At 36.6% G+C, this 16,627-nt stretch carries 16 protein-coding genes; 11 read left to right on the top strand and 5 right to left on the bottom strand.

What is annotated here, in order from left to right; translation table 11 throughout:
• Positions 1-6 precede the first annotated feature (6 nt).
• The 4 genes from glpO to IGM09_RS07820 all read left to right on the top strand — a co-directional run bounded on the left by glpO (position 7) and on the right by IGM09_RS07820 (position 4,215).
• Positions 7-1,836, top strand: a complete 1,830-nt coding sequence (gene glpO / locus IGM09_RS07835; RefSeq protein WP_033625030.1) for a type 1 glycerol-3-phosphate oxidase — start codon at positions 7-9, stop codon at positions 1,834-1,836.
• A 7-nt stretch (positions 1,837-1,843) separates the two neighbouring features.
• Complete coding sequence (locus IGM09_RS07830) at positions 1,844-2,563, top strand: MIP/aquaporin family protein (RefSeq protein WP_010713294.1); 720 nt, start codon at positions 1,844-1,846, stop codon at positions 2,561-2,563.
• Between the two features lie 286 nt (positions 2,564-2,849).
• Positions 2,850-3,377 carry a 5-bromo-4-chloroindolyl phosphate hydrolysis family protein gene (locus tag IGM09_RS07825; RefSeq protein WP_016616926.1) on the top strand — a complete coding sequence of 176 codons (528 nt, stop codon included), beginning with the start codon at positions 2,850-2,852 and terminating at the stop codon, positions 3,375-3,377.
• The gene (locus IGM09_RS07820) at positions 3,370-4,215 is read left to right on the top strand and encodes a hypothetical protein (protein WP_002365799.1); all 846 of its coding nucleotides are present in this window, start codon (positions 3,370-3,372) and stop codon (positions 4,213-4,215) included. Before IGM09_RS07825 ends, IGM09_RS07820 begins: the two co-directional genes overlap by 8 nt.
• Positions 4,216-4,517: 302 nt before the next feature.
• On the opposite strand, the gene IGM09_RS07815 is transcribed toward IGM09_RS07820, so the two are convergent.
• Positions 4,518-6,026 (bottom strand): helix-turn-helix domain-containing protein, encoded by a 1,509-nt coding sequence (locus IGM09_RS07815; RefSeq protein ID WP_010775941.1) that lies wholly within the window; start codon positions 6,024-6,026, stop codon positions 4,518-4,520.
• A gap of 118 nt (positions 6,027-6,144) precedes the next feature.
• Positions 6,145-8,058 (bottom strand): PfkB family carbohydrate kinase, encoded by a 1,914-nt coding sequence (locus IGM09_RS07810; RefSeq protein ID WP_033625029.1) that lies wholly within the window; start codon positions 8,056-8,058, stop codon positions 6,145-6,147.
• 146 nt (positions 8,059-8,204) lie between these two features.
• Here IGM09_RS07810 and rihC point away from each other — a divergent pair, with 146 nt between their 5' ends.
• The 3 genes from rihC to IGM09_RS07795 are packed head-to-tail and all read left to right on the top strand — an operon-like array spanning position 8,205 to position 11,048.
• Positions 8,205-9,158 carry a ribonucleoside hydrolase RihC gene (gene rihC, locus IGM09_RS07805; protein WP_002383111.1) on the top strand — a complete coding sequence of 318 codons (954 nt, stop codon included), beginning with the start codon at positions 8,205-8,207 and terminating at the stop codon, positions 9,156-9,158.
• Between the two features lie 16 nt (positions 9,159-9,174).
• Complete coding sequence (dcuC, locus tag IGM09_RS07800) at positions 9,175-10,548, top strand: C4-dicarboxylate transporter DcuC (RefSeq protein WP_002360057.1); 1,374 nt, start codon at positions 9,175-9,177, stop codon at positions 10,546-10,548.
• A gap of 11 nt (positions 10,549-10,559) precedes the next feature.
• Positions 10,560-11,048, top strand: coding sequence for a GNAT family N-acetyltransferase (locus IGM09_RS07795; protein WP_010816607.1), 489 nt, complete (start codon positions 10,560-10,562; stop codon positions 11,046-11,048).
• Positions 11,049-11,263: 215 nt separating this feature from the next.
• Here IGM09_RS07795 and IGM09_RS07790 read toward each other — a convergent pair whose 3' ends face one another.
• The gene (locus IGM09_RS07790; RefSeq protein WP_002357153.1) at positions 11,264-12,292 is read right to left on the bottom strand and encodes a lactonase family protein; all 1,029 of its coding nucleotides are present in this window, start codon (positions 12,290-12,292) and stop codon (positions 11,264-11,266) included.
• A gap of 191 nt (positions 12,293-12,483) precedes the next feature.
• Between IGM09_RS07790 and clpX the strand changes: the two genes are divergently transcribed.
• Positions 12,484-13,737 (top strand): ATP-dependent Clp protease ATP-binding subunit ClpX, encoded by a 1,254-nt coding sequence (gene clpX / locus IGM09_RS07785; protein ID WP_002357154.1) that lies wholly within the window; start codon positions 12,484-12,486, stop codon positions 13,735-13,737.
• Between the two features lie 97 nt (positions 13,738-13,834).
• Positions 13,835-14,416 (top strand): ribosome biogenesis GTP-binding protein YihA/YsxC, encoded by a 582-nt coding sequence (yihA, locus tag IGM09_RS07780; protein ID WP_002357155.1) that lies wholly within the window; start codon positions 13,835-13,837, stop codon positions 14,414-14,416.
• A gap of 16 nt (positions 14,417-14,432) precedes the next feature.
• Here the strand turns inward: yihA and IGM09_RS07775 are convergent, their stop codons facing one another.
• A complete protein-coding gene (locus IGM09_RS07775) occupies positions 14,433-14,585 on the bottom strand; it encodes an SPJ_0845 family protein (RefSeq protein ID WP_002357156.1) in 153 nt (50 codons plus the stop codon).
• A 177-nt stretch (positions 14,586-14,762) separates the two neighbouring features.
• Between IGM09_RS07775 and yidD the strand changes: the two genes are divergently transcribed.
• Positions 14,763-15,065, top strand: coding sequence for a membrane protein insertion efficiency factor YidD (gene yidD / locus IGM09_RS07770; RefSeq protein ID WP_002357157.1), 303 nt, complete (start codon positions 14,763-14,765; stop codon positions 15,063-15,065).
• Between the two features lie 2 nt (positions 15,066-15,067).
• A complete protein-coding gene (locus IGM09_RS07765) occupies positions 15,068-15,949 on the top strand; it encodes an ROK family protein (RefSeq protein ID WP_002365792.1) in 882 nt (293 codons plus the stop codon).
• A 40-nt stretch (positions 15,950-15,989) separates the two neighbouring features.
• On the opposite strand, the gene IGM09_RS07760 is transcribed toward IGM09_RS07765, so the two are convergent.
• A complete protein-coding gene (locus tag IGM09_RS07760) occupies positions 15,990-16,601 on the bottom strand; it encodes an FUSC family protein (protein ID WP_002374566.1) in 612 nt (203 codons plus the stop codon).
• Positions 16,602-16,627: the final 26 nt, after the last annotated feature.

Here is a 16,627-nt window from a genome sequence, read left to right as displayed (position 1 = left end):
TTTTCTATGACTTTCTCAATAGAAACACGCCGACAATCAATCGACGCTTTAAAAACACAACACTTAGATGTCTTAATTATTGGTGGTGGCATTACTGGCGCAGGCGTTGCCCTGCAAGCCAGTGCCGCTAAAATGAAGACAGGGTTAATTGAAATGCAGGATTTCGCAGAGGGCACCTCTTCACGATCAACCAAATTAGTTCATGGTGGTATCCGCTATTTGAAAACGTTTGACGTGGAGGTGGTAGCAGATACAGTGAAAGAACGAGCCGTCGTTCAATCCATTGCGCCACACATCCCTAAAGCGGATCCCATGTTATTGCCGATTTATGATGAGCCAAATGCAACATTTAATCTATTTTCTGTCAAAATAGCAATGGATTTATATGATCAGTTAGCTGATGTAACAGGTACCAAGTACGCCAACTATCTGTTGACAAAAGACGAGGTTTTGGCACGTGAGCCACAACTAAAAAGTGAAGGTCTACAAGGTGGCGGTGTTTATTTAGATTACCGAAATAATGATGCTCGTTTAGTTATTGAAAATATTAAACAAGCAGTAGCTGACGGGGCACATGCTGTGAGTCGGGTTCAAGCGGTGGGCTTTTTATACAATGATGAAGGGAAAATTACTGGCATTCAAGCAAAGGACCTACTAACTGACGAACAGTTTGAGATTCACGCAGATGTTGTGATTAATACTACTGGTCCTTGGTCAGATAAATTAAGAGGCTTAGACAAAAACGATTCATTTACACCACAAATGCGTCCAACCAAAGGGGTTCATTTAGTTGTCGACAAAAGCCGTTTAAATGTTCCTCAACCAACGTATTTTGATACAGGTAAACAAGATGGCCGCATGGTCTTCGTTGTTCCAAGAGAAGAAAAAACATATTTTGGGACGACGGATACAGATTACCATGGAGACTTTCAACATCCAACAGTAGAACAAAGTGATGTGGATTACCTATTGGAAGTAGTCAATAATCGTTATCCAGAGGTACAATTGACAATTGATGATATTGAAGCCAGCTGGGCTGGCTTACGACCTTTAATTTCTGCTAACGGTGGCTCAGATTATAACGGGGGAAACAATGGCAAACTTTCAGATAAAAGTATTGATGAAGTCATTGATGTCGTTGACAGATACCAAAAAAACCAAACAGATAAACGAGAAATTGAAGAAGTCCTAAACCATCTAGAAGACAGTTTGGTGGAAAATAAAGTCAATCCTTCAGCTGTCTCTCGAGGCAGCTCATTGGAAAGATCAGCGGATGGCTTGCTCACTTTGGCTGGTGGGAAATTAACAGATTATCGTAAAATGGCAGAAGGTGCGATGAAAATGATTCAAACCATCTTAGCAGAAGAATACCAGAAAGAATTCACCTTAATTGATTCTAAAAACTATCCAGTTTCAGGCGGGAAATTGAACCCTGCAACGGTAGACGAAGAATTAGAAGCGTTGGCAAAACATGGCGCGTCTAAAGGGTTAAGTGAAAAGGATGCACTATACTTAGCTCATTTATATGGCTCCAACGTACCAACTGTTTTTGAAATGATTGATGATGCCAAAGTAATTCCTGGTTTAACCTTAACAGAAACTGTCTCTTTAAACTATGCGATGGAAGAAGAAATGGCTTTAACACCCGTCGACTTTTTATTGCGACGGACCAACCACTTATTATTTATGCGTGATCGTTTGGACCAAGTGAAAGCGGGAGTCATTGAAGAAATGGCACAGCATTATCAGTGGACAGCGGAAGAAAGAGCACGACACATTGAAACATTAGAAAAAGTAATTGAAGAATCAGATTTAAAAAATTTGAAAGTAGGGTGAAGAAAAAATGGGAACTTCGATGATGACACAATTATTCGGTGAATTTTTCGGAACGATGATTTTAGTTTTACTAGGGGATGGCGTCTGTGCCGCAGTTAACTTGAAGAAAAGCAAAGCCTTTGCTTCTGGTTGGGTCGTTATTGCTTTAGGTTGGGGCGCTGCTGTTACATTAGCTGTTTACATGTCTGGGTATATGAGTCCAGCGCATTTAAATCCTGCTGTAACAGTTGCGATGGCAATTACTGGAAACTTTGAATGGGGCATGGTTTTACCTTATATCGTAGCTCAAGTCCTAGGCGGTTTTATTGGTGGTTTAGTTGTCTGGTTAGCTTATTTACCCCATTGGAACATTACAGAAGACAAAGGTGCTATTTTAGGAACCTTCGCCACTGGTCCAGCTGTCCGTAACTATCCAGCCAATGTTTTAACAGAAATTATCGGCACATTTGTCTTGGTTTTTGGCTTACTAGCCTTTTCTCAAAACGACTTAGCGGCTGGCATTAACCCAATGCTTGTTGGGATTTTGGTCTTAGGACTAGGTCTATCATTAGGCGGACCTACAGGTTATGCAATTAACCCTGCACGTGATTTAGGACCTCGTTTAGCGCACCAAATTATTCCTGTGAAAACAAAAGGTGATTCTGATTGGGCTTATTCTTGGGTGCCAATTTTGGGACCTATCTTAGGTGCTTCATTAGCTGCAGTAATTTATTTATTCACTATTTAATAAAATGAAATGTAAATAGTTGTTTTAGACAATAAAAAACGCTTGTGAGAAGTAATCAATTCTTGCAAGTGTTTTTTGCTACATATTAAACCAAAAAAGATTTCCTTAGACATTTAGACAATTTGTCCAAATGCGGAACAGAACAATTTTTCTATATGATACAATAAAAGTGCACAAGTAATTGGGGGAGTAACACTTCATACTTATTTGTCAATTTTAAGCTGGACAGTGTGTTATTCAGTAATATATACTAATTTAAAAAGGAGTAAATGATTTGAAAGGGATAATGGTTTTGTTAGTGGGGACTGGGTACATTGGTTGGGTTATTTATAGAAATGGTCGTATGTATTTCCGTTATAAAAAAAATCTAAAAAAATATCAAACGACGCACCATCTAACGGACAGTGACCTAGAGATGTACCAAAGAATTATGGACGAATTAAAAAAACAAATTATTTATTTAAACGAACTAACGAATAAGTCACGAAATTTAAAAAAAATTGAACAAGTAGAACTGGGTGTTGCTTCCGCTAAAGGCATCTTTAAACACTTAGTGAAGTATCCTGAAGCAATTACTCATTTTAGTGATTTTTTATATCATAAGGTACCAGAGATTTTACGAGCATCAGAACGGTTTTTAAGCATTAAAGAAGATAAATTGTCAACAGAAGAAATAACACTTGCAACTAATGGTATCTTAAGTACCATACGAGTGTTGTCGGAAAGTATCACAGATGATTATGAAAGATTAGTCTCCGAAGCATCTGAGGAAATTTCCTTATCAAAAAAATTAGTGGAGAGAAAAAATGGCTAAACAAAAGAATTTTTATGATACATATGATGCACTTTTTCAAAAGCCAAAATGGTCGTTTTTTCCTGTCACAAGAACAGACACAGTAAAGCAACTTCCTAACCCCAATAAAAAAGTGGTAAAACCACAGACGAAAAAAAAGAAAAAACAAAAAAAGAACAAAAAAATTATTTGGATAGGCATTGCTGTAGCAATTGGCTTTATAGTATATATTGATCTTGCGGAGAAAGATGATTATTGGGATTACTCCGCTTCATCAGAAGATGTTTATCCTTTAAAAGAAGCTGGACTTACCACAACTGGACCTGTTGATTTAGAAAAACCACTAAAAGTCACAATAGAACAAAATAAACTTTTATTTAATCAAGGCTACCAAATAGAAATTATCGGCGATGCCGATATTGAAACCAGTGGCGGAAAGAACTTTTTAATTTTACCTTCTACAGAGGAGTATCCAGATACAAAATATCTAGGCAATATCAGTTTTTATGAAAAAAGAGACTATTATACATCGGCAGGTATGTACCTTTCTGGCAATCTTGTCAACAGTCTTTCTGATTATTTGGATACAAGTAAAGAGTTTATCAAAGCATACCCAATTGATAAAATTGCTGATGTACAAACCGGCTATATTTTAAAACGGAATCAAGGATATACAGACATCTCAAAATATTATCTCTTTAAAGATGGGACGGGATTTGAATTAGAAGTCTCTGTTGACCAATTGGAAAAGGTCAAAGATCCCAAAGACTATTCTTCTTTTGTAAAAACATACGCAAAAGAAGTCGCTTTTATAGAAAAAAGTTTTAAATTTGAGTCTACTGATGAGGAATCTCGATAGAGAAACTAGTTTTCAGCTTCAAGTAGCGCCTAGTAACATCTTTGTTGAAAAAATGTAAGAGCCTGAGACAAAAAACACTTTGGATTTTTGTCTCAGGCTTAAAAACTGATCAGCAGTGGAACCGTAGCACTTTAAGGACTGAAGTACGTTACTAGATTGTCTTTGAAGGTAACATAGAAAAGAACAGCAATATACAAGCGACCTACAAACTATTTTCTGTCAGACTAAAACTGGCAGAAGTGGTTTGTAGGTCGCTTGTTTTCATTATGGCTGGTGAGACAGGTTGGCGCTTGATGTTTGTTTTAATATTGCAAATCAAAAATGGCGATACTTATTTTACTGAAAATTAGTTCCCAATCTTCTCGGGTTAATTCTTCTTCTAAAATGTAAATTCGGTCAATTTCTTTTGGTAAATCAAATAAGGGATAGTCAGTAATCACAATATCACAACTAGAAAAATCGGTTCGTTCAAAAATAATATCCTCACTAAATGCTTGCTTGATTTTCATCATAATAAAGCTAGCAATGTAAAAATCGCGAGAATATGCAACACCAATTTTAATTTTTTTGCGGGGACTATAGTGCTTATAAATTCGTAACAACAATTCACATGTCCAAATTGGGTTCTCCTGATCCTTAAATCTTAACTGATAAGGGGAATGCGCTGAAAAGTTTTGATAAAAAGCATAAATTTTTTTCTGTAAATCTTTTTGATAAGTACTATTTTTATTGACTAAAAAATCTAGAATTGCGGTATTTGGTTGCTGTGAAATAAATAATTGGTTATAGATAATATTTTTAAATAAAATAAGTAAGAAGTAATGACGATCAAATTCACGCATTTTTGGAATTTGAAAAACTTCGCAAAAATTGGTTAATAAAGAATCAACGTAGAAATATTCTGGGCAAGAAATTTCATTTAGAGCAGCCAGTAAATCTTTGGCTCGTTTTGCTGAATCAAAATTATCAATGGCAATGGGTGCAATGATATCTACAACCCGCTGTTGATCTTCTGAAAAATTTGATTGGGAACAAAAAATAGTTTGTTTTGAGTCTGAGAAAAGCCTTAAATAAGGATGTTCTTCAAATTCTTTTTGGAGATCATCTTCACAAGTATATGGAAAGCGATATTTTGCGATGTGTAAAAGTAAATTTAGTTTTAGTAGAGAAGCGTGTTCCAAGCGTTCAAGAATTTCTGGTTTAATATGTTGCGTCAGTATATCTTCAAAATAAGTAGAGGTATAACGTGGTAAGGCTAAGGTATTTAAAAAGATGGTCCAGTAGACATCAAGAAAAGCATATAGGACTTGAAATTCAGAACCTGTAATCACTTTACTCGCTGAGGGGGAAAAATGGACGGAAATTCCATACAAACCAAATAGTTTATTAATGTTATTTAACCGTTTGTAAATGTAAGATGAGCTAAAATTAGTTTCTTGACTCACTTTCCAGACAGAATTGTTTTCTTTTTTGATAATTGCTTGAAAAAGAATGAAGTCAGTAGAATGGACACAGTAATAATTAAATAATAAAAAATAGTGGAAAAGAAAATCATTGGAAGTCGTATGTAATGAAATTTTTCCGTGATGGATCTGAATCTCTAAGGTATTTTCAGGAAGGGTTGCTAAGTCTTCTTGAATTTCACGAAGATAAATTGATAAATTTTTAGTAGAAAGATCGAATTTTCGGGCAACACTAGATAAATCAAGGTTCGTTTGTTTTGCTAAGTATAAAAAGACAGCCAATTTTTTTTGTGTTTTCTTTGAAAGTAAAAATGTTTTTATGGCATCTTGTGTTTTGATGAGACTCACTCCTTAGTAATAACTTCTCTTTTATTATAATAGTTCGCCTAATAAATTGTAATAAAAAAGAACAATTCTCATTGGTTTATGAGAAAATAACAAGATATTCAGCAGGAAAACACCTGTGTCAGTCGACACAGGTGTTACGATGAGCAAAAAGAGCGGGTTCTTTTTTTATCAAATAATTTTCCAAAGTGACGTGATCAACTAAAGAATCAATCACCCCTTCTTTAGAAACTGAAAATCCTGCAGCCTGAATTGCTATCTGAATGGCTGCTTCAGTCGGATAACCTTTCGAAAGATAGGAGGCGAGCGCGCTGATAAAGCTGTCACTGGCACCAGTACTATCCACAGCTATATTTTCTGTTGCAGGGAAATAGTGGCACACTTGGGGTGTTTTTAATAACACGCCTTTTTTTCCTAAAGTAACAATGACATTTTTTACGCCCATTTCTAAGAAGTACGCCGCTTTCTCTTCTAATGTACCAGTATCTGGTTGAAGTTCCAATAATTCATCTTCATTGGGAATGAAAAAATCAACCTTTTCTAGTATATTCACTGGAATATGATGAATAGCAGCTGGTTTTAAAATAATCGGTACGCCTGAATGTTGGGCAATTTCACAAGCTTTCTCTACAGCAGACAAAGGAATTTCTGTTTGAATGAGACAAAAACTGGCATCCATAAATAGGTGTTTTTGCTGTGCGATTTTTTTAGGCGTAAGCGCTGTGTTTGCACCAGGTAAGATTGAAATCATGGAGTCGCCGCTTGTCTCAACATAAATATATGCTTGACCAGTCTCAGTATCTTGAATACGTGTGATACCATCTGTCGTAACGTGGTATTTTTCTAATTCTTTATATAAGTAATTCGCATCTGTGTCTGAGCCTAAACAACCAATTAAGGTGGCTTGATGGCCCAGTTTGGTTAAGCCAACAGCTTGATTTAATCCTTTTCCGCCGGGGAATTTAGCATAGCTAGACAAAAAATTTGTTTTGCCGTTATGTGGTAAATTTGTTGAATACAGATAATTATCAACGTTTAAACTACCTACTACAATCATTTTGCTATGTGGATTAACACTAGACATGCCTAATGTATTTTTGTGATCTAGCACCAATTTTTCAGCGTCATTAATCAAGGCTGTTTTTTCTTTGCGTTTGTTAAGCAATAATAAGGCTAACTGGCTACCAAACGTCTCTGTATCTAATAAGACGGAAGAAATATGATCAGGTAAAAATGAACGATCAATTTTTCGCTTAATTGCGAGTAAAGAGTAATTATCGGGGGTTCGCAAACCGCTCTGCTTTAAAAGCTGTTCCAAAAAAACAGCCTGGGTATAGTCATCGGTAAGGATACCCGTAATCCCATCTGTGATAAGCTGATTACTGAAATCAGCAGGGATAGTAGTTAAAATATTTTCTTTACTAAAGGGTAAATTGACATCAAACAAGGCTTTTTTATAGCCTGCAATAATTGCTTCTTTATATTTTTGGTTAGTGACGAAATAACTAATTTTTTTATGGTTATTCTGTAATAATTCTCGGGTTAAAACATAACTAGCTTCTTCATAAAGCCTCGCTAGAGAAGGCAATTCGTTAGTTGAGTGATTGACGAAATAGTAAGGAATCGTTAATTCTTCTATAAATTTCGCGTATTGTTTACTGTTTTCATTGATTGGGTCCCAAATAATGCCGCTGGCTTGTTTTAAAGTTGGCGAGGTAATATTTTTCAGTTCTTGTTCTAAACTACCGTGACTATTTAAAATCAAGCAGCTATAGCCATTTTCTTGAGCTTTATCAATAAAGCTCGTAACCCAAGCCTCAAAAGTTTCATGGCTATTTAATAATAACACGAAGGTTTTTGTAGTACTATTTGTGACGAGATTTGCTGAGTAAGGTGTGTAGTTGTAATCTCGAACGATTTTTAAGACACGCTCACGGGTTTCTTTACTAATAGTTTGATCTTTATTATTTATAATTTTGGATACAGTTGAAGCGGAAACGCCAGCTAATTTTGCAATATCTTTAATATTCATCATTTTCGTCCTTTCACTGAACTCTTTTTTATAGTAAGCATTCTAAAAGCAGAAAGTCAAGAAAAAGCCTAATTATTTATTATTTAGAAATTCTGCTTGACTTTTAATGAAAGCGCTGTTAATCTCAAGTTAAGAAAACGTTTCCGGAAATGTTTTTCCTAAATGTGAATGGAGGAAGAAAAATGGATACAAAGAAAAGACCGATCATTATTGATACGGACCCAGGAATTGATGATGCTGTAGCTTTAGCGATTGCACTGAATCATCCTAACCTAGAAGTTCGCTTAATAACGACGGTTGCAGGGAATGTAGATGTAGAAAAAACAACAAATAATGCCTTGAAACTTGTCGATTTTTTTGGGAAAAAGGTTCCTGTAGCCAAGGGGTGTAATTGTCCGTTACTTATTCAATTGGAAGATTCTGCTGAGATTCATGGGGAGACTGGCATGGATGGCTTTGAGTTTCCGCAACCTATCTCTACGTGTTTAGATATTCATGCAGTGGAAGCTATGCGAAAAGAAATTTTGTCTAGTGATGTTCCTTTGACCATTGTTCCAATTGCTGCATTAACGAATATTGCTTTGTTACTGACCCTCTATCCAGAAGTCAAAGAAAATATTGCAGAAATCGTCATGATGGGTGGCTCATTAGCAAGGGGAAATACAAATACAAGTGCCGAATTTAATACGTATGTCGATCCACACGCTGCACAAATTGTTTTCCAATCAGGTGTCCCGCTAACAATGGTAGGATTAGATGTTACAAGTCAAGCTGTGTTAACGAATCATGAAGTAACAGCCATCAGAGCGCTTGGTAGAGTTGGGGAAATGTTTTATGGTCTTTTCCGTCATTATAGAGGCGGCAGTTTAACTACAGGTTTGAAAATGCATGATGTCTGTGCGATTGCCTATTTAACTTCACCAGAATTATTTGAGACAACTGAAACGTTCATTGAAGTTGCTTTGGAAGGTCCAGCTGCGGGAGCTACTGTTGCGGATTTAAAAATGAAGTATCATAAAAACACGAATGCCGTTGCCTGTATAGATGTAAACGTTGAAGCTTTTCAAAAATGGGTTGTTGAAAAAATGAAAGCGGTTAATTAACTGAAGGAGGATAAGTATGATTGAAAGTTTATTGGTATTGGTCGTTTTAGTTGTTGTAGCCTATTTGATTGTAAAAAATTATCATCCCGCACTCAGTTTAATTATTGGTGCGCTTGTTCTACTTGCATGTGCATGGATGTTAGGACATCCCATTTATCCTGCAGGAGAAGGAACCGGTTTTGGATTATTTGATATTTTCTTGAAGTTTAAAGATACAATTATTGCACAAGTGAGTTCAGCAGGAATTGTAATTATGATTCTTTTTGGTTATTCAGGCTATATGAATGCAATCGGGGCCAATCAGATGGCTGTCAACTTTTTGGTGAAACCATTAATGAAGATTAAACGTAAATCGTTATTTGTCCCTGTGGTCTTTTTGATTGGAAATTTAATGTCACTAGTAGTTCCTAGTGCATCAAGTTTAGCGATTATTTTAATGTCTATATTATATCCGATGCTAGCCAGCATGGGGATTTCATCATTAACTGCTGCAGGTGTGATTGCAATGACGGCAACTATCATGCCAACACCTTTAGGCGCGGATAACGTAATCGCCGCAAATACCCTTGGTTATGATGTGTTAAATTATGTTGTATGGAATGCCAAAATTTCGCTGCCATCGTTATTAATCATTGCGGTTGCACAGTACTTCTGGCAAAAATACTGCGATAAAAAAGAAGGTGAGGCTGCCTATGTTTCATTAAATGAAGAGGGCTTAAGCAAACAAAAAGAATTTGATGTTCCTAAATTTTATGCAATATTGCCAATATTACCGCTATTATTAATTGTTGGAGTGGGAATCGCAGGAATGTTTATTAAAGGAATAACGATGGATATTTTTGTTCTTACATTTATTTCTTTCTTCATTGCGGTATTGGTTGAGACGCTTCGCTTGAAATCTTTTAAAAAGGTTCAAGATACGGCTGTCGAGATGTTTAAAGGAATGGGGCAAGGGTTTAGTCAAGTCGTGATGCTTGTCGTAGGCGGTTCATTGTTCACGTCTGCGATTCAAACGTTAGGAATTATTGATAGTATTATGGCATCTGTCGAAGCGTCAAGTTCAGCAGGAATCGTTACGACCTTAATTTTCAGCGGTGCAACGACCCTTTTTGGAATTTTAAGCGGTGGTGGACTGGCAATGTTTTATGCGGTTATCGAACTAATCCCTGGGATTGCCGAAAAAGCTGGGATTGATGGTATTTTAATTTCCTTGCCAATGCAGATGATCGCGAATTTAACTAGAACGATTTCTCCTGTAGCAGCAGTTGTCATGATTGTCGCATCAACAGTAGGAGTTAGTCCCATCAGAATTTTAAAACGGACGAGTGTACCGACCATCATTGGCATTATTAGTGTGATTGTCTTGTCGATTCTATTGTTACCTTATTAAGAGAATAAACAATGAAAATTAGAGTGGCTGATGAGAAAGAGTTACCGATGATTCTTCAATTTTTAACAGAAGTAAAGGCATACATGGACGTTGTGGGCATTACACAGTGGACAAAGGACTATCCTTCTCAAGGAGATATCCAAGAAGACATTACAAAAAAACGATTGTATTTGTTAGTGCACGAAGAAATGATTTTTTCAATGGCAACGTTCTGTATGGAGCAGGAACAAGACTTTGTTTGGCTAAAGCGCTTTGCAACTTCGCCTAATTATATTGCCAAGGGTTATGGCAGTTTATTGTTCCATGAATTGGAGAAACGGGCAGTCTGGGAAGGAAGACGTAAAATGTATGCTCAAACTAATCATACTAACTATAGAATGATTCGATTTTTCGAAAGTAAAGGGTTCACAAAAATTCATGAATCTTTACAAATGAATCGCTTAGACTTTGGCTCTTTTTATCTATACGTTAAAGAATTAGAGAAGCAATCCATCGTTTAAAATAAGAAAACAGGGAGCGTGGGACAAAAATCACTTTGGATTTTTGCTCCACGCTCAAAAACTGATAAACGGCGGGAACAAAAGCAACTCCTTCGGAAATAAGCCGAAATTCTCCAAAAATTAAAGAACAATTTTCGGAAATTCCTTCTTATTTCTCGGAGTTAAACGCTTCTGTCCCGACCTCCTGTTATTTTCCAAGGAAATAGTCAACTTAATTATACAAATAAAACACAAACACATTCGGGAACGGCAACATCTTTTTGAATCATTTCTAATAAGCCTGTTTCTTGGTTCCGACGATAAAGTGTTAAGTTATCAGAGTCTTGATTAGCGACAACGATGAAATCTTCAGAAGGATCTAAATCAAAATCTCTCGGAATATCGCCTTCTGTTGAAATTAATTGAATTCGTTCAATCGCTTCGCCGTTTTCTGAAACAGCATAGACAGCAATTGAGTTATGGCCACGGTTTGAAGCATAAAGGAAACGGCCATCAGAAGAAATACGAATCGCAGCCCCACCATTAAACGCATCATAATCAGCAGGTAAAGTAGAAACTTTTTGTAATTCAGTGAAAGAACCATCTGTTTCATCATATGAAAGAACTGAAACAGTGCTATCTAATTCACCAAATAAATAAGCCAATGATTTTGTTGGGTGGAACACTAAATGACGTGGACCAGTCCCTGGCTCAGTCACGAATTGAGCGATTTCAGAAAGCTTTCCATCTAAGCTAACATTATACGTATACACACGATCGGTTCCTAGATCACAGACGACTAAGCGTTGATCAGGCGTCAAATCTGTGTAATGAACATGGGCATTGTTTTGGTTTTCATGAGGACCAGTTGGCTCTGTATGAATCACTTTGTCAGCATCTTCCAAAGAACCATCTTCTAAGATACGATACACGTGAACGATACCTTGGTGATAATTTGCTGCATAGACAAGTTGTCGGTTTTCGTCAACAGCTACATAACATGGCGGCGCACCTTCCTCAGTTACTTTATTCAATAAGTTAAAATGGTCCATTTCTGGTTGATAAGCGGCAGTGCCACCTTCACCGTCAACACTAGTGACGCTAAAAAGTTCGCCCTTTTGACTCAGAGCAAGATAGGTAGGACTCGTTTCTTCTAACAAAAGTGTCGCTTCTGTTAAACGACCTTGTGTCGTATCTAATGCAATTTTATAAATGCCTTGGCTGGCTCTTCGAGTATAGGTACCTAGTAAAATTTGTTCTAACATCACAATTCCTCCAATTTGTTTCAACACAATCACTTTTTATGAAAGTGCTTTTATATAATGTAGTATACCATAAGAAGTCTAAGAACAATAAAACTTTCTATCTGAGATGTTCGCATTTTAAAGTGGTTTGTGCTATTATGATGAGAGACTGTGATGACAGTCATTTTTTGATTTTTAGAGGGGTGACGAACATGTACGACAATACGGATAATAACGGGACCGTTCGTTGTTCATTTTGTGGGAAAACACAAGAAGAAGTAAAAAAAATTGTTGCTGGTCCGGGTGTCTATATTTGTAATGAATGTATTGATCTATGTAAAGAGATTATTGATGAAGAATTTTATGATGAAGCAGTCCGAGAATTAACGGATGTGCCAAAACCCCAAGAAATTTTAAATGTTTTAAATGAATATGTTATTGGACAAGAACGTGCAAAACGCACACTTTCTGTTGCTGTTTACAATCACTATAAACGTGTAAATCAATCAGAAACAGCTGCAACTCAAGATGACGTTGAATTGCAAAAAAGTAACATTTGTTTAATTGGACCAACAGGTTCAGGTAAAACTTTCTTGGCTCAAACGTTAGCAAAAACATTAAATGTACCTTTTGCAATCGCTGATGCGACCAGTTTAACAGAAGCAGGTTATGTAGGGGAAGATGTTGAAAACATCCTTTTAAAATTACTACAATCTGCTGACTATAATGTTGAACGCGCGGAAAAGGGCATTATCTATATTGATGAGATTGATAAAATTGCCCGTAAGAGTGAAAATGTTTCGATTACTCGAGATGTTTCAGGTGAGGGTGTTCAACAAGCCTTACTAAAAATTCTTGAAGGAACAGTTGCAAGTGTACCACCACAAGGGGGCCGCAAACATCCACATCAAGAATTTATCCAAATTGACACAACGAATGTTCTCTTCATCGTTGGTGGAGCATTTGATGGAATTGAAACCATTGTTAAAAACCGCTTAGGCGAAAAAACTATTGGTTTTGGTAAAACTAATTCTGCTTTAAATGAAGAAGAAAGCATCATGCAACATATTATTCCAGAAGATTTATTGAAATTTGGTTTAATTCCAGAATTTATTGGACGCTTACCTGTAATGGCTGCGCTTGATAAATTAACGAATGATGATTTGGTTCGAATTTTAACAGAACCGAAGAATGCCTTGGTGAAACAATATCAAAAATTATTGTCTCTTGATGACACTAAATTAGAATTTGAACCAGAAGCATTAAAAGCCATCGCAGCCAAAGCCATTGAACGTAATACTGGCGCACGGGGACTTCGTTCAATCATTGAAGAAATTATGATGGACGTAATGTTTGATGTTCCTTCAGATGAAAGCATTGAAAAAGTTATCATTACTAAAATGGCCGCTGAAGGTACCGGTAAACCAACAATTATTTATAACAAAAAAGATAAAGAAGCTGTATAAGATTGAAGCTGAAAACAGCTCTTTCGGCGGATCTCCGAAAGAGCTGTTTTTGTTAAGCTTTTGAATGAAAGACTGAACAGAAGAACGGAGGAAAACAATGAACGTACATAATGCAGAAATCGTGATTAGTGCGGTATCCCCTAAACAATATCCTGAATCTCAGTTACCGGAGATTGCTTTAGCTGGACGTTCGAACGTTGGGAAATCATCTTTTATTAATACCTTGATTAATCGTAAAAATTTAGCAAGAACTTCAGGTAAACCTGGTAAAACGCAAACGCTAAACTTTTATTTAATTGAGGATGCCTTACACTTTGTGGATGTTCCTGGCTATGGTTATGCCAAAGTTTCTAAAACAGAACGTGCGAAGTGGGGAAAAATGATTGAAACGTATATCACGCAACGTGAGCAGTTACGTGCAGTCGTTTCTTTAATTGATTTACGTCATCCGCCGACCCAAGATGATATCCAAATGTATGAATTTTTGAAATACTATGATTTGCCAGTTATTATTGTGGCAACTAAGGCAGACAAAATTCCGCGGGGCAAATGGAACAAACACGAGAGTGTCATCAAAAAAGCCTTGAATTTTGATAAACAAGATGACTTTATTATTTTCTCTTCTGAAACAAAAGAAGGAAAAGAAGCAGCTTGGACAGCAATTGAAAAATTTCTATAGAAAAAAACAAGCAAAATTACTCTTTTGCTTGTTTTTTTGCTTCTTCTTTTTTTACTTCTTGTCGTTGTTTTGCCAGTTCTTCAAGAGGTACTTCTTTCTTTAATGGATCAACGGCGAAAGAATCGAAGAGTTTATCTAAGTCATTGGAACGTTCAAATTTTAATCCCATTTACTAAGCCTCCATTCCTTTTTTTATAGTGTAGCACGTTTTTTTTCATTTGGATAGCAACAGAAATGTAAGAATTCGTCATAGGTGCACCTGGTGTAATTTCTCGTAACTAAGACTTGCCAAACATGAAAAAACAAGCTATTCTTTAGTAAGAATTAGTTAGAAAGAAGGCACTTTATGAAAAATCCGTTAATCGGCGGTGTTCGTTTTTATCAACGATTTATTTCTCCAGGATTGCCTGCACGTTGTCGCTATTACCCAACGTGTTCACAATATATGATTGATGCAATTCATACACATGGAAGTGTCAAAGGAACAACGATGGGGGTAGCACGGATTTTACGATGTCATCCTTTTGTTAAAGGCGGCATTGACTATGTTCCGTTGAAATTTCGCTTGACGAAAAATCCTGATGAGACCTATCATGGACCGTATACGTATCGAAGAAATAAGAAAACAGAAGTAGAAAAGGATGGATAAATATGGCAATTTTAGCATTTGATCTTGGCGGTTCTTCCGTGAAATACGGCGTTTGGACAGGCAAAGAATTAACAAATCAAGGGAGCTTTCCAACACCTGGCTCTTGGGAAGAAATGAAAGCGCATTTATATTCGGTTTATGCAGACAAAAGAAATGAGTCGATTAGTGGTGTTGCTTTTAGTTCACCTGGAGTAGTTGACGAAAAAAGTCAACAGATTTTAGGGATTTCCGCCATTCCATATATTCATCATTTTAACATTTATGAAGAATTAGAAGCGTTGTTTGGCTTACCAGTGACTATCGAAAATGATGCGAATTGTGCTGGTTTAGCTGAGATATATGAAGGCGCGGCGAAAGGAAAAAAAGAAGTGCTTTTTGTCGTTATTGGGACAGGAATTGGCGGAGCGATTTTTCGCAATGGTGAATTGTACAAAGGCGCTCATTTATATGGAGGCGAGTTTGGACTGAACTTTTTAAGTAATGGCCAAACATTCAGTGAAATTGGCACAGCTGTCAAGATGGCTCAGCGCTATTGTGAACGAATTGGAGTCGAAAAACAGGCGGTGACAGGAGAAGAAGTTTTTGAACTGGCACAACGAGGGGATGAGGTTGCTCGCGAAGAAGTCAATAATTTTTATGATTATTTAACACAAGGATTATTCGGCTTACAGTTTTCTTATGATCCTGAAATGATTGTACTTGGAGGCGGTGTTTCTGCTAAAGAAGGCTTATTAGCAGAGATTAATCGCCGGATGCTAACGCATTTACAAACCTTTGAATTAAAAGATTTTGTTCCAGAAATCGTGACCTGCCATTATCAAAATGATGCCAACTTGATTGGCGCAGCCGCCAACTTTCAAGCAAAAACGAATTGGGAACTATAAAGAAACAGCCGATTGTTATTCTCTTCAATCGGCTGTTTCTTTATTTATTTGCCTTGTCATCAGTATTTTCTTCTGCAGCAATCCGCGCTTGAACTTGTTGGCGTAAAGTTTCTAGTTCTTTTTCTTTCTTTTCTAATTCAGCTAAATCTTCAGAAATTTCATGGGCTTCTTCTGCTGGCTTAGGTTGTAAAAAGACGTTTAAACCAATCGCTATAAAGGTCCCAATGAATGTATCCAACACACGTTCCATTGCATATTGAAAGGAATCGCTTTGCGGAATACTTAAAGAAATCATTAAAAGTGTCGCAGTTGCAGAAATGATCCCAGCATTGTTATTAATCCCATCAGAAACAACGATGACGATAATGACTAAAAGTGGTAGTAGCAGTAATTCTACTAAGTGTTGATTAGGAAAATAATCTTGTGCTAATACATAAAGCAAAGCTAAAAAGCCACCCAATGTGTTTCCAATAATGCGCGATTTTCCAAAAGACAAACTGGTATTTAAATCTTGTCTTAGCGAAAAAACAGCTGCTAAACAGGCAATCATAGGTGAGCCACGATGGAAAAATTGAAATAAAAGAATACACAGCATGACAGCAATTGCTGTTTTTAACGTTCGCATGCCTAAACGAAATCGACCCACTATCATAAATATTCGCTCCTAAATAACTTTTC

The sequence above is a fragment of the Enterococcus sp. DIV0167 genome (assembly GCF_050541555.1).
In the GTDB taxonomy this organism is placed as follows: domain Bacteria; phylum Bacillota; class Bacilli; order Lactobacillales; family Enterococcaceae; genus Enterococcus; species Enterococcus faecalis.
Note: the sequence above shows the minus strand (reverse complement) of the source record. Positions and strands in the feature narration are given on the sequence as shown.

Bases quoted from the DNA above. Each gene is read 5' to 3' on its own strand.
- glpO (WP_033625030.1), top strand. From the start codon at position 7: ATGACTTTCTCAATAGAAACACGCCGACAATCAATCGACGCTTTAAAA.
- IGM09_RS07830 (WP_010713294.1), top strand. From the start codon at position 1,844: ATGGGAACTTCGATGATGACACAATTATTCGGTGAATTTTTCGGAACG.
- IGM09_RS07825 (WP_016616926.1), top strand. From the start codon at position 2,850: ATGGTTTTGTTAGTGGGGACTGGGTACATTGGTTGGGTTATTTATAGA.
- IGM09_RS07820 (WP_002365799.1), top strand. From the start codon at position 3,370: ATGGCTAAACAAAAGAATTTTTATGATACATATGATGCACTTTTTCAA.
- IGM09_RS07810 (WP_033625029.1), bottom strand. From the start codon at position 8,058: ATGATGAATATTAAAGATATTGCAAAATTAGCTGGCGTTTCCGCTTCA.
- rihC (WP_002383111.1), top strand. From the start codon at position 8,205: ATGTTTTTCCTAAATGTGAATGGAGGAAGAAAAATGGATACAAAGAAA.
- dcuC (WP_002360057.1), top strand. From the start codon at position 9,175: ATGATTGAAAGTTTATTGGTATTGGTCGTTTTAGTTGTTGTAGCCTAT.
- IGM09_RS07795 (WP_010816607.1), top strand. From the start codon at position 10,560: ATGAAAATTAGAGTGGCTGATGAGAAAGAGTTACCGATGATTCTTCAA.
- IGM09_RS07790 (WP_002357153.1), bottom strand. From the start codon at position 12,292: ATGTTAGAACAAATTTTACTAGGTACCTATACTCGAAGAGCCAGCCAA.
- clpX (WP_002357154.1), top strand. From the start codon at position 12,484: ATGTACGACAATACGGATAATAACGGGACCGTTCGTTGTTCATTTTGT.
- yihA (WP_002357155.1), top strand. From the start codon at position 13,835: ATGAACGTACATAATGCAGAAATCGTGATTAGTGCGGTATCCCCTAAA.
- IGM09_RS07775 (WP_002357156.1), bottom strand. From the start codon at position 14,585: ATGGGATTAAAATTTGAACGTTCCAATGACTTAGATAAACTCTTCGAT.
- yidD (WP_002357157.1), top strand. From the start codon at position 14,763: ATGAAAAATCCGTTAATCGGCGGTGTTCGTTTTTATCAACGATTTATT.
- IGM09_RS07765 (WP_002365792.1), top strand. From the start codon at position 15,068: ATGGCAATTTTAGCATTTGATCTTGGCGGTTCTTCCGTGAAATACGGC.
- IGM09_RS07760 (WP_002374566.1), bottom strand. From the start codon at position 16,601: ATGATAGTGGGTCGATTTCGTTTAGGCATGCGAACGTTAAAAACAGCA.